General features: G+C 66.2%; 9 protein-coding genes. 2 read left to right on the top strand and 7 right to left on the bottom strand.

Translation table 11 applies throughout. The features are described from left to right. Positions 1–26 precede the first annotated feature (26 nt). From Rhe02_RS38470 to Rhe02_RS38450, 5 genes are all read right to left on the bottom strand, one after another. On the bottom strand, positions 27–2,336 hold the full coding sequence (locus Rhe02_RS38470) for a GGDEF domain-containing phosphodiesterase (RefSeq protein WP_203913413.1): 2,310 nt from the start codon (positions 2,334–2,336) through the stop codon (positions 27–29). 144 nt (positions 2,337–2,480) lie between these two features. Continuing rightward, entirely contained in the window at positions 2,481–4,388 is a 1,908-nt protein-coding gene (locus Rhe02_RS38465; protein ID WP_203913412.1) for a M3 family metallopeptidase, read from the bottom strand. 9 nt (positions 4,389–4,397) lie between these two features. After that, positions 4,398–5,159 carry an SDR family NAD(P)-dependent oxidoreductase gene (locus Rhe02_RS38460; protein WP_203913411.1) on the bottom strand — a complete coding sequence of 254 codons (762 nt, stop codon included), beginning with the start codon at positions 5,157–5,159 and terminating at the stop codon, positions 4,398–4,400. A gap of 18 nt (positions 5,160–5,177) precedes the next feature. Then, positions 5,178–6,098, bottom strand: coding sequence for an acyl-ACP desaturase (locus Rhe02_RS38455; RefSeq protein ID WP_203913410.1), 921 nt, complete (start codon positions 6,096–6,098; stop codon positions 5,178–5,180). Positions 6,099–6,131: 33 nt separating this feature from the next. Further along, positions 6,132–6,827, bottom strand: coding sequence for a lysophospholipid acyltransferase family protein (locus Rhe02_RS38450; RefSeq protein ID WP_203913409.1), 696 nt, complete (start codon positions 6,825–6,827; stop codon positions 6,132–6,134). 49 nt (positions 6,828–6,876) lie between these two features. Here Rhe02_RS38450 and Rhe02_RS38445 point away from each other — a divergent pair, with 49 nt between their 5' ends. Continuing rightward, the gene (locus Rhe02_RS38445) at positions 6,877–8,529 is read left to right on the top strand and encodes a SigE family RNA polymerase sigma factor (RefSeq protein WP_203913408.1); all 1,653 of its coding nucleotides are present in this window, start codon (positions 6,877–6,879) and stop codon (positions 8,527–8,529) included. Positions 8,530–8,575: 46 nt separating this feature from the next. Continuing rightward, a complete protein-coding gene (locus Rhe02_RS38440; RefSeq protein WP_239124327.1) occupies positions 8,576–10,222 on the top strand; it encodes a SigE family RNA polymerase sigma factor in 1,647 nt (548 codons plus the stop codon). Positions 10,223–10,279: 57 nt separating this feature from the next. On the opposite strand, the gene Rhe02_RS38435 is transcribed toward Rhe02_RS38440, so the two are convergent. Together Rhe02_RS38435 and Rhe02_RS38430 are read right to left on the bottom strand one after the other, a co-directional pair. After that, the gene (locus tag Rhe02_RS38435) at positions 10,280–11,926 is read right to left on the bottom strand and encodes a monocarboxylic acid transporter (protein WP_203913406.1); all 1,647 of its coding nucleotides are present in this window, start codon (positions 11,924–11,926) and stop codon (positions 10,280–10,282) included. Beyond that, the gene (locus Rhe02_RS38430) at positions 11,923–12,273 is read right to left on the bottom strand and encodes a DUF485 domain-containing protein (protein ID WP_203913405.1); all 351 of its coding nucleotides are present in this window, start codon (positions 12,271–12,273) and stop codon (positions 11,923–11,925) included. Before Rhe02_RS38430 ends, Rhe02_RS38435 begins: the two co-directional genes overlap by 4 nt. Positions 12,274–12,816 lie beyond the last annotated feature (543 nt).

Here is a 12,816-nt window from a genome sequence, read left to right as displayed (position 1 = left end):
GACACCGGCGCGGCGCTGCGATTCTCTTATCTCCGACGGCCCAAGGGCTCCTGGGCGGGGCGGGTGGCTAGGGGTTCGACCCATTGGCGCAGGATGTCGACGCTCATCGGCTCGCCCAGGGCCGGACCCTGGGCGCCGGTGCAACCCGTTGCGGCGACGGCGTTGTAGAGCTCGAGCGAGTCCACTCCGTCGACGACGGTGACGATGTTGAGCGACCGCGCCAATTCCACGGTTGAACGCAGCACGGCCGCGTCCTGCGGGCTGTTGAGCATGGCCCGGGCAAAGCTCGGGTCGAGCTTGAGCTCGTCGACCGGCATCGAGCGCAGGCGGGTCAGCGACGGGGCCGACCGGCCGTAGTGGTCCAGCGCCAGGCGGATTCCGAAGTGACGGAACTGGTTGAGCGCGGCCGCCGTGCGCCGGGGATCGATCTGCAGCACGTCCTCGGCGATCTCTAGCGTCACTGCGCTGGGCGGCAGCCCGACCTTGTTGATCAGCTTCGCCAGGTCGTAAGGCAGCTGGGCGTCGAGAATGTCCGAGGCGGCCACGTCCACCGCCACCCCGAGCGCGACCCCCTGGGAGTACCAGGCCGCGCACCTGTGCAAGGCCGAGTCGAGCAGGCCACGGGTCAGCTGGCGGGTCATGCCCATCCGCGCGGCAAGCGGGTGCACCGAATCGGCCTCGATGACGCCGCGCACCGGGTGGTGCCAGCGCAGAATTCCTTCCAGCGCCACCGGCCTCCCGCTGGCGATGTCGAACTTGGGCTGGTAGCAGGTGACGAACTCGCCCCTGGATTCCGCCCGCAGCAGGTCCGGCGCAAGCCGCAGATCGACCTGGCTGCCCGCGTGCTGGTTCGGGTCGTAGATCTCCACTTCGGACCGGTTCGTCTTGGCCAGCTGCAAGGCATCCGACGCGCAGCGGATCAGGTCGGACGGCATGGTGGCGTGCACCGGCGCGACGGCCACACCCGCGCTGAGCTCGATCTGGATCACGGTCTCGGCCATCGGCACCGGGGCCGCCAGGATGCCAAGCAGCGCACGGGTGTCGCGGTCGACCGCCTTGGGATCGGCCCCGCGAACCATCTGCAGAATGGCGATCTCGACCCCGCCCAGCCGCGCGGCCACGGCCTCGGGGGGAAGCGCCTCCAGCAGTCGCTTGCCGACGGTGTGCACGACGGTGTCGCCGGCGCTGTAGCCGAGCACGCTGTTGATCTCGGACACGTGGTCCACCGACACGATCGTGATGATCAGCTGTTGTCCGATGCCGAGGCTGCCCAGCATGTTCGGCAGGTTCTCGTCGAGCAGACGCCGGTTGCCCAGACCGCTCAGGTCATCGGTCTTGGCCTGCACCTGTGTTCGTGCCAGCTCTCGGGTTTGCTCGAAGGTCAGGCCCGTGCGCACACCGGCCGCCACCAGACATCCACTCGCCATGATGATCGTGATCGGATGCATCTCGACGAAGGTGCCGACGATGAGCACGACCAGGGCGGCGAGCGAGAACAGGATCGGCACCAGCAGCGCCACGAAACCACGTACGTCCTCGGCGGGCTGGCGACGGCTGATCGAACCGGCCGAGGCCATGAAGGTCAAGCCGAGCATCCACAGCCCGTCGATCCAGGAACCGTCGACATAGGTCTCGTTGGCCAGCCCGAAAAGGTAGGCGGTGTCGGCGGCGGCGAACACCGCCGCACCCAGGCCCAGCAGCCACCAGACCGGATCGGAACGCCACCGCACCATCGCCAGCACAGCGACGCTGACCACCATCAGGACCAGGTCACCGATGGGATAGCTGAGGTTGGTCATGGTCTCGGCGAAGGCGTCGCCGCCGGCCGCCGCGAGCACATCGGTCAGCGCCAATGCGGAGAAGACCGCGCCCGCGGCCAGTGAGGTGACGATGCCGTCCAGCCAGACCGAGGCCGGGAGCTGCTTGGCCGCCGCGCGGGCGAGCAGAATGAACCCGGCGTAGGCCAGCGGGTACATGCCCACGTAGAAGACGTCTGCCAGCGAGGGGACAGGGATCTCCTCGGCGTCGGAGAACACCGCCGACCAGTAGATGTCACCCACACACCACGACGTCACCGCCAGCGCGACGAACGACCAGGCGAGCCGGTTGCGCCGGACCAGGATCGGCCGTGCTAGCGCGAGCATGCACGTGACGACGAGCACCGCCGAATAGAACCAGGTGTCGAGCAGTGCCGGTCTCTCCGCGAACGGAACGATCGTGCTCAGGGCATATGCGATCCCGAGCCCGACGACGAGCACCCTGGCCATCCGATAGACAGGCGATCCGAGAACATAGTTGTCACGGTCCGCGCTGGCACGCGTGGCTGCCGAAGTCACCTTGCTACCTCCCCTGGTAGTGCGCCTAAGAACTTACACAGCAAGTCTTGTGGCGACTACGCAGAGACGCCGGTTGATACTAACAGCAGCCGGGTTAACTACGTGTGTCCAAAATGGCGATTGACAGTGCCCGTTGTAAAAGATCTAGCTGTCGAGCCAGATCTGGTAGGCGTCGAAGGTGCTCTCCCGGCCCAGGAAGTCGCGCACGAGCTGGGCCGCTGGAGCAGATCCGCCCGCTTCCAGCACCTTTTTCCGGTACCGGGAAGAAGCCTCCCCGGCAAGCAGGTCAGCTTGATCGAAAGCGGTGAAGAGGTCCTTGGCGATGACCAGCGACCACATGTAGGTGTAGTAGATCGCCGAGTACCCCTCGAGGTGCCCAAAGGACAGGTGCATGTACACACCGTCCACATTGGAGTAAGGCAGATGCCGCGCCCGGGTCTCCCGCTCCAGCGCAAGCGGGTCGACCTCGGCCGGGTCCCGGCTGTAGAGCGACAGGCTCAGGTCGGCATAGGCCATCTGCTGGCGCACGAAGATGCCCTTGCCGAATTCGTCGGCCGCCCGCATCCGCGCCACCATCTCGGCCGGCAGCACCTCGCCGGTCTCGTGATGCACCGCGAACCGGGCCAGCGTCGCCGCGTCGCGGGTCCACTCCTCGAGCAGCTGCGACGGCGCCTCGGCGAAGTCCCACTCGGTCTTGACCCCCGCTATGCCCGTCCAGCGCTGGGCACCGGCGAAGACGTGGTGCAGCAGGTGACCGAATTCGTGGAAGAACGTGGTCACCTCGCCGGTCTGCATCAGCCCTCCGGCGCGCGGGAAGTTGCACAGCAGCACGCACTGCGGCAACCGCCGGCCGCCCTTGCCCTGCTGCAGGCTGAACATGGCGGCGTGGCTGAACTTGTCCGCCCGCGGATGCATGTCGAGGAAGATCTGCCCAAGCGGCTCGCCGTCCTGGAGCACGTCGAAGACGTCGACCTCGTCATGCCACACCGGCACGTCGGGCCGCGGCGAGAACGAGACGCCGAACAGCTTCGCGGCGACATCCATCAGCCCGGCCTTGACCCGGGAGTACTCGAAATAGGGGCGCATCGCGAGCGAGTCGAAGGCGAACTGCTCGGTCTGCACGCGCTCCAGAAGATAGGTCAGCTCCCACGGCCGCACCTCGGTCGCTTCCGGCTCATCGCGCTGCTTGCGCTCCAGCAGCGTGGCGTAGTCGGCATGCATCCTGTTCTGGGCGGCGGCCGAAATCTTCGCGATGAAGTCGGCGGCGTTGCGCGGGTTGCCGATCATCTTGTCGTCGGTCGCCAGATGCGCCCACGACTCGAACCCCAGCAGGGTCGCCAGCTCAAAACGGCGCTCCAGCATGCGCCGCAGAGTGTCCATGTTGGACGGATAGGCGCGCTGAAGGAAGCTGCGCCACAGTTGCTCACGCGCGTCGGTGCTGCGCGAGTAGGACATGAAGGGGAGATAGTCGGAGTAGTCGGTGGTGATCCGGACCAGGCCGTCCTCACCGGCCGGGTGCGCGGCGACGTAATCGGCGGGCAACCCCTCAAGCGCGCTCGGCGGCACCGCGATCGAGCGGGTGTCCGAGTTGATGTTGCGCATGAACTCCTGGGCGATGCCGACCAGCTCATCGCGAAGCTCCTGAGCCCTGGACCGCACCTCGAAAGACCGGTCGACACCGGCACGGCGGAACTCGCTCAGCACCTTGCCGACCCAGTGCTGGGTCGCGCTGTCCATCGCCGACACGTCCACCGAGGTGAGCTTGCGGTAGATGCTCTCGTCGAGGGAAAGCTCGGTCATCACCTTGTCGAGCGCCTGCTCGGCCGCAGTCGCGGACAGCCGCATCGGCGCCTGCGGATGCATCTGGGTGATGACCTTCGACAGCCGCCGGGCGTCGTCAAGTCGGGCGATCACCTCGTCATACAGGTCAAGGGCGGCTTCACCCTCGGCTTCGCGCAGCAGCACCAGATCGGCGCGGGTCTTGGCGATCACCTCGTCGGCGTGGGCGGTGATCTCATCGGGGGTCGACGTGGCGAGCGCAGCTGCAGACATTACGGCCTCTCAGATCCGGTGCCTGGCTCCCAGGCGCAAGGACTGCCAGGAACCGTCGGCGGCCCAGCCACCGTCGACCGAAAGGGCCGTCCCGTTGACGAAGCCGCTCCGCCTGGCATCGGCCAAGAATGCCACAGCTTGGGCCACATCATCGGGCGCCGCGAACCGGCCCAGCGGTACGTGATCGGTGATGTCGTCATCGCCGTAAGCGCCCTCGTCCTGCGAGGCATCGTCCATCGGCGTCTTCACCCAGCCGGGACAGACCGCGTTGACCCGCACGCCGCGGCCACCCCATTCGGCGGCCAGGGTTCGGGTCAGCCCGATCAGTCCATGCTTGCTGGCGTTGTAGGCCGCGCGGTCGGCGACGCCGAACAGCCCGGCCACCGAGGCGATGTTCACGATCGAGCCCTGGCCTGCCGCGAGCATCTGCCTTCCCAGCGCCTGGCTCAGCAGGAACGGCCCGGTCAGGTTGACGTCGATGACCTGTCGCCACAGGGTGAGCGGAGTCTCCTCGGCCGGGCTGATGCACGCGATGCCGGCGTTGTTCACCAGAACGTCGATGCGCCCATATCTCTCGGAGATGGCGCCGGCGAACGCGGCGACGTCGGTCTCGCTGGTGACATCACCGGTGAAGGTGAGCCCCTCCTGCTCTTTCATGGGCTGGCGATCGAAGAGCGCGAGCTCGAAGCCCTCCTCGCGGAGCACCTCGGCGATACGCTCGCCGATTCCTTGAGCCGCACCGGTTATAGCCGCAACGCGAACATCGGTCATGCGCGAGAGCTTAGCGCCCTACAGCCGGGCGGCCGCCCGAGCGCGAGAAGCTTCGCGCTTCTCCTCGAAGCGGGAGGCGTTTCTGTCCAATTCAGACATAAATGCGGCCAGCTTCTCCCGATCGGCTTCCCCTTCGGGGCCAAGGTCTGTACGCGTCATCACGTTGAGCTGACGCAGGATCGGCGTGACCACCTCGTCGTGGTGGATGCGCAGATCGTAGACACCGGCCATGGCCATCTGCACCGACTTGCGGCCGAAGTTCTCGATGGTGTGGCCCGGCATCTGGAAGTCGGTGATGACCTCGCGGACCGCCTGCATCGCCATATCGGGGGCCATGTCGAAGGCCGCGCCGAGCAGGTTGCGGTAGAAGAGCATGTGCAGGTTCTCATCGGCCGCGATCTTGGCCAGCAGCTGGTCGCAGATCGGGTCGCCGCTGATGCGGCCGGTGTTGCGGTGCGACACCCGGGTGGCGAGCTCCTGGAACGAGACATAGGCGATGGAATTCACCACGTTGCCGGTGTGGTGGCTGATGTATCCGCCACCCATGTGCAACATGCGGGCCCGCTCCAGCGCGATCGGGTCGACGGCGCGGGTCGCCAGCAGGTAGTCGCGGATGGCGACGCCGTGCCGGCCCTCTTCGGCCGTCCAGCGGTGCACCCAGGTGCCCCAGGCCCCGTCCCGGCCGAACATGTGGGCGATTTCGTGGTGGTAGCTGGGCAGATTGTCCTCGGTGAGCAGATTGACGATCAGCGAGGTGCGGGCGACGTCGGAAAGCTTCGACTGATCGGGCGCCCACGCTTCACCGCCCAGGATTCCGTCGAAGTCGCGGCCCTGGCTCCACGGCACGTACTCGTGCGGGAACCATTCCTTGGCCGTCGCGATATGGCGGTTGAGGTTGGTCTCCACCACGGGTTCGAGGTCGTACAGCAATGAGGTCACAAACCGACGGTACCGTAACCTACGGTCCCGTAGCTACTGTCCGGGGGTGGGAGCTGTGCCACCGAGATGGGCCGGCAGCCACCACAGGTCCTCGGGCTCGGAAGGTTTGTCCGGGTACTCCTGCTGTGCGCGATCCAGCAGCTCAGACATCCTTCGCCGGAGTTCGGCCGCGTTGTCGCCTTTCTTCGGCGGCATCGGCTCGCCCACATAGATCGATACGGGCAGATGGCGCTGGAAGAGGTTGCGGGGCCTGCCTTTGGTCCAGAGGCGTTGGGTTCCCCATAGCGCCATGGGAATCAGCGGGACCTTGGCCGCGCTCGCCATCCGCTCCGCCCCGCTCTTGATGTCCTTGACGGTGAACGACTGGCTGATGGTCGCCTCCGGGAAGATGCCGACCACCTCGCCGGACTTCAACGCGGCCAGCGCCGCCTTGTAGGAGCCGAGACCGGCGTCACGGTCGACCGGAATGTGGTGCATTCCTCGCATCAACGGCCCGGCTAAGCGATTTGCGAAGATTTCCTGCTTGGCCATGAAACGAACAAGCCGCTTGGCGGGTACGGCAGCGAATCCCGCAAAGATGAAGTCGAGATAGCTAACGTGATTGCTCGCGAGCACCGCGCCCCCCTCGCGCGGGATGTGCTCCCCACCGTGCACCGTGATCCGCAGGTCGAGGAGGCGGAAAACGGTCTTGGCCAGCGCGACGACCGGCGGGTAAACGAGATCTGACATTGCGCAAGAGTAGTGCAACCAATGCCCGGCGGATCGCGTGTGTCGTGACATGGCGGGTGCGACCACAACGGCGATCGATTTCGACGGCTTCTACCTAGCTCACTACGGCGAGACGGTAGCCATGGCCTACGGCTTCACCGCCGACCTCGCCGAGTCGCAGGACATCGCCCAGGAGGCGTTCTCGCGAGCCTGGCAGCGATGGAAGGTGATATCCCACTATGAGCAGCCGGTCAGCTGGGTAAGGCGAGTCGCCACGAACCTCGCCCACTCCCGTTGGCGCAAGCTGAAATTGGCGTCGGCCTATCTCATGCGGCAGCGCGCCGAGGACCTGCCCGACCTGAGCCCCGATCACGTTGACCTGGTCGTTGCGTTGCGCACGCTGCCCCCGGTGCAACGCAAAGCCGTTGTGCTGCATTACCTCGTGGACCTGCCGGTGGGCCAGATCGCCGAGGAGCTCGGCGTCTCCGACGGCACCGTCAAGTCGTGGCTGCATCGGGGCCGCCATGCGCTCGCGGCCGAGCTCGGCGACGAGGTGAGAAGGACGGTGAGCCCACCGGCGCCTACTGAGCTGCGGCTCAGCAGCGACAAGCGCCGAGTCGCCCGCCGCGCGACGGTCTCCGTGGTGGCGGCCTTTGTCGCCGTTCTCCTTCTGGTGACCGGCGCACAGCTGCTGAGCCACGCCAAGGGCAGCCCGCCGCTGGTGCCGGCCAGCCCGGACCCTTCCGCGGTCGTCAGCCCGTCGCCAAAGCTGGCTCCGGCCAAGCCCGCGCCCGCCGCACCGGCCTCCTGCACGGTGGAAAAGCTTCCCCATCCGTCCGGCGACGGTATGGCGAGCTACTTCGCCGGTGGCGATCCGACCGGACACCTCCTGCTGGGCAGCTCCAACGATGTCAACGCCTACCTCTGGCGCGATGGAAACCTCGACAAGCGGCTGGTACTCGGCGGTCTCGACGACTCGGCGCTGCACGACATCAACAGCTCGGGCACCGCGATCGGCGTCGTCTTGACCCAGACCGCCATAGAGGGTTACGTCTACCGCAACGGCGAGCTGGTCCGCATGGAAGAGGGCGCGATCCCTAGAGCCATCAACGAAAGCAACGTGATCATTGGTGCGATGAACGACCGCCCGGCCATCTGGCGCACACCCACCTCCCCGCCGGAACTGCTGAACGTGCCGCCGGACATGGACGAGGTCCGCCTGCAAGACCTCAGCGAGGAAGGTCTGATCGTGGGTGTCGCGACCAAATACGTCTCGCGCGGCGTCTCCCGCACCGAAAGCTACCTCTGGTATCCGGACGGGACCTACGCCCAGCTGGAGTACCCGTACGACATCCAGCCGCGTGAAGGCGGCGTCATCCAGGTCCGGGGGGAATGGGCGATCGGCAACCTCTATGTGGGCGGCAGTATCACCGCGCTGCGGTGGAACCTGCGCACCGGCAAGGTCGAGGTGTTGCCGGGAATGGAAGCGGTCGAATCGCTCAACGAACACGGCTGGGTCGGCTACCGCAACGGGGACAAGATTGGCGTGCGCACCCGCGACGGTCAGGACATCACCCTTCCCTCCCTGCCCGGGGCCTCCAGTGACAACGGGATCGCGTCGGCGCGCCTCGTCAGCGATGACGGCCGGATCGTCGGCGGAGAGATGCTGGTCGGCAAGGGCGCGAGCGCCGAGATGGTGGCCGTGCGCTGGGTCTGCAAATAGTTGTAACCATTGCGCCAGGGACGGCGTGTGTCGTGACATGGCTAGCATGACCGCACACGCGACGGACTTTGACGGCTTCTATCAACGGCATTACGGTGCCACCGTCGCGATGACTTACGGCTTCACCGCCGACCTCGCCGAGTCCCAGGACATCGCTCAGGAGGCCTTCTGCCGGGCTTGGCAACGCTGGAAGGTGATCTCCCGCTATGAGCAACCGGCGAGCTGGGTGCGCCGGGTCGCCACCAATCTGGCGTTGTCACGCTGGCGCAAGCTGCGGGTGGCCTCGGCGTACCTGGCTCGCCAGCACCAGGCAGACCTGCCTGAGCTCACCCCCGACCATGTCGACCTGATGGCGGCGTTGCGCCTGCTGCCCGTCGCGCAACGCAAAGCCTTGGTGCTGCATTACCTTGTCGACCTGCCGATAGCCGAAGTCGCCGCCGAGCTGGGGGTTTCCGACGGGACGGTCAAAGGGTGGCTGCACCGGGGCCGCCACACCCTGGCTGCCGAGCTCGGCGATGAGGTGCGCCGCGCGGCCAGCCCGCCGCCGGCTCCTGAGTTGCGGGTCAGGGCCGACCGACGCCGGCTCCGGCGGAGCATAGTCACCGCGGCCGCCGCTTTCCTCGCGGTCGTCATCGTGGTCACCGGGTTCCAGTTGCTGGGCCGGGCCGGCGGGCAGCCGATGCCTCCGGCGAGCCCCAATCCTTCCGTATCAGTCGATCCCTCACCGAGCCCCAGCCGGATCGTCGCCCCGGCCAAGCCCGCACCGCTCGCGCCCACCTCATGCCGCGTAGAGCAATTGCCGCTTCCCAAAGGGCACGGGCCTGCGAGCCATCTCTCCGGCGGCGACCCCACCGGCCGGTTCCTGCTTGGTAGCTCGAACGACACCAACATCTACATCTGGGACAACGGGAAGCTCGTCGCCACCCCGACCCTCGAAGGCATCGACGACTCCCAGCTCACGGACATCAACTCGGCCGGGGTTGCGGTCGGCTATTCGCTTGACCAGAACAGCGCCACGATCCCGTGGCTGTACCGGGATGGCAAGTTCGTGCGGCTGCCAGGCGGGTACGCCGAACCGACCGCCATCAACGAGCAGAACGTCATCGTCGGCACGACGGGGAACCTGCCGGTGATCTGGCGGACGCCCGAGTCCCAGCCCGAGTTGCTGTCCCTGCCCGAGAAGTACTTCAGTGCCGCGCACGTCGAGATAAGCGAAGAAGGCCTGGTCGTCGTCACGGCAGAATCCGCCAGCCGGTCGCGCGGCCCCAACCGCGCCTTCGTCTACTACCCGGACGGCACCCATATCGAACTGGCCCAGCCACCGCTCACCGCCGACTACGTCGAGTGGGCAGCCACCCGTATTCGCGGCGACTGGGTCGCCGGTGGGGCGTTTCTGAACGGCAAACACGTGACGCTGCGGTGGAATCTGCGCACCGGCAAGAGCGATGCGTTTCCAGAGCTGGGTGGATCCGTCGTTGTCAACGAGCACGGGTGGCTGGCAGCCGCGCAGCCGCGCCCGGTCATCCGCACCGACAAGGGCGAGCAGATCCCGCTTCCCACCAACATCCCGAACGTCAGCGAAGACGGGAATTACGAAGCGGTTTACGTATTCGGCGACGACGGCCGGTCGGCGGCAGGCGAGCTGGCCATCCGCTCGGGTGACAACGTGGCCGTGCGCTGGGTCTGCCAATAGCTAAGCGGTGGGGGCTCGCATGCTCGCCCCCACCGCTTCTCCCCATTCAGTGGAGGTTCAGTGCGCGCCTGCGCCAGTCAGTGCACGGACCTCCATCTCGGCGTACTTGGCCTCATCGGCCTTGTCGCGCGACAGCATCGTGCCGAGCCAGCCGAAGAAGAAGCCCGCCGGGATTGAGATGATGCCCGGGTTGGAAAGCGGGAACCACGCCCAGTCATGCGGCAACTTGAAAATCGCGGTTGCGGTGCCTGACACCACCGGCGAGAAGAACACCAGCACCACCGCGGTTCCGAGACCGCCATAGATCGCCCAGGTCGCACCCCGGGTCGTGAAGCGCTTCCAGAACAGGCTGTAGAGGATCGCGGGCAGGTTGCCCGACGCGGCCACCGCGAACGCCAGCGCCACCAGGAAGGCGACGTTGAGGTCCTTGGCGAGGATGCCGAGCACGATCGAGATGGCACCGATGACGAGAGCGGAAATCCTCGCCACGACCACCTCCTGGCGCTCGGTGGCTTGGCCCTTCTTCACCACGTTGGCGTAGAAGTCGTGCGCCAGCGAGGAAGACGAGGCCAGGGTGAGACCGGCGACCACGGCGAGGATGGTCGCGAAGGCGACCGCCGCGATCACGGCCAGGAACGCTGTCCCGCCGAATTCGCCGCCGAAGAACCTGTCTCCGAGTGCCTGTGCCAGCTGTGGCGCAGCCGTGTTGCCGCCCGGGTTCTGGGCCCGGATCGCCGCGCCGCCAACGAGTGCCGCCGCGCCGAAGCCGAGCGCGAGGGTCATCAGGTAGAAGGAGCCGATGATGCCGATGGCCCAGAGCACACTCTTGCGAGCCGTCTTCGCCGTTGGCACGGTGTAGAACCGGATCAGGATGTGCGGGAGGCCGGCGGTGCCCAGTACCAAGGCGATGCCGAGGGAAATCAGATCCATCTTGTTGTAGAAGGTCTGCAGGGCATTGCCCGCGACTTCCTTGCCGTAGACCGAGCCGGGGTTGAGGAACGCCTCACCCTTCCCGCTCTTCGTCGCGGCGTCGCCGAGCAGCTCGGAAAGGTTGAAGTGGAAGGCGGCGAACACGAGGATCGTCATGATGGCCGCGCCGACCATCAGCATGAAGGCCTTGACGATCTGCACGTAGGTGGTGCCCTTCATGCCGCCGACCACCACATAGGTGATCATCAGGGCGCCGATCATAATGATCGTCACGACCTTCGCGGTGTCGGCGTCCATGCCGAGGAACGTGGCGCCAGGCTTGATTCCCAGCAGCAGGGCCACAAGCGCGCCAGCACCCACCATCTGCGCGAGCAGATAGAAAATCGAAACCGTGACCGTCGAGACCGCGGCCGCCGTGCGCACCGGAACCTGCCGCATCCGGAACGCCAGCACATCCGCCATCGTGTAGCGGCCCGCATTTCGCAAAAGCTCGGCTACCAACAGAAGTGCTACCAACCAGGCGACCAGGAACCCGATCGAATAGAGGAAGCCGTCGTAGCCGTTGAGCGCGATGATGCCTGCGATTCCGAGGAAGCTCGCCGCCGACATGTAGTCGCCGCCGATCGCCATTCCGTTCTGGAAAGCGGAGAACTTCCTGCCTCCGGCGTAGAAATCCGCCGCGCTGCGGGTCTGCCGGCTCGCCCACACCGTGATCGCGAGCGTGGCGATCACGAAGAGCAGGAACAGCGTGATGGTCAAAGTTCTGCTGTTCATCGCGGGCCTCCATTCTCGACACGGGCCTTAAGCGCTTCGCCCTGCGGATCGAGCGTCTTGCCCGCAAAGCGCGAGTACCACCACGCGATGAGGAACGTGGTGACAAACTGCAGCAGCCCGAAGATCAGCGCCACGTTGATGTTGCCGAACACCTTGACGTCCATGAAGTCTCGGGCGTAGGCCGACAGCACCACGTAGAGCAGGTACCAGAGGAAGAACGCCGCGGTCATGGGAAACACGAAGCCGCGCAATGCTTTGCGCAGCGCCTGGAACTCGGGAGACCGCTGAACCTCCAGGAAGGTCTCGTCCGAGCCGGTCCGGTCGCGACTACCCTGATCAGTCGTCATCTTGATCACCACCTTGCATAGGGATGTTGCGCGCACGTTAAGCAGGAGCAACGTGGCCGAGAAAGACCTCCTGCGCACCCTGCGCTGAATGGCTCTCCCCCTGCGCTCAGTGGCATACCTCACACCGCTCACCGTTCGTAGTCCACTATTTACTAAAAGCTTTATTGCGCCGCTTCATTGTGGTTTAGCGCCGTATCTCCCGGCGGCAACGCCACGTCCGTGCCCACTCACCCCCGGCGGCTCCGCCGCCGACCCACCCCTCACGCGAGGCCTCGCCCCCGGCGATGATCACCCCATGTCAAGGGTGGTTGTTTTCGGTAAGCGATCAGATCGCCGCCGAGGGGCGGCATGGTGTTGGCGAGCACCTCCATCTCTGCATCACCTGCCGGGTGCAGAGATGGAGGTACTCGCGAAGAGGGGTCGTGCCTGGGAGAGCTTGGGGGTGATCTAGCGCTGGCGGGGTCGGCGGCGCAGCCGTCGGGCGGCCAAGCACGGAGGTGGCGTTGCCGCCGGGAGATAAGGCGAGGGACCACGACGTAGCGG

Source organism: Rhizocola hellebori (genome assembly GCF_016862955.1).
Taxonomy (GTDB): domain Bacteria; phylum Actinomycetota; class Actinomycetes; order Mycobacteriales; family Micromonosporaceae; genus Rhizocola; species Rhizocola hellebori.
This window is presented reverse-complemented; position numbering and strand designations above follow the sequence as displayed.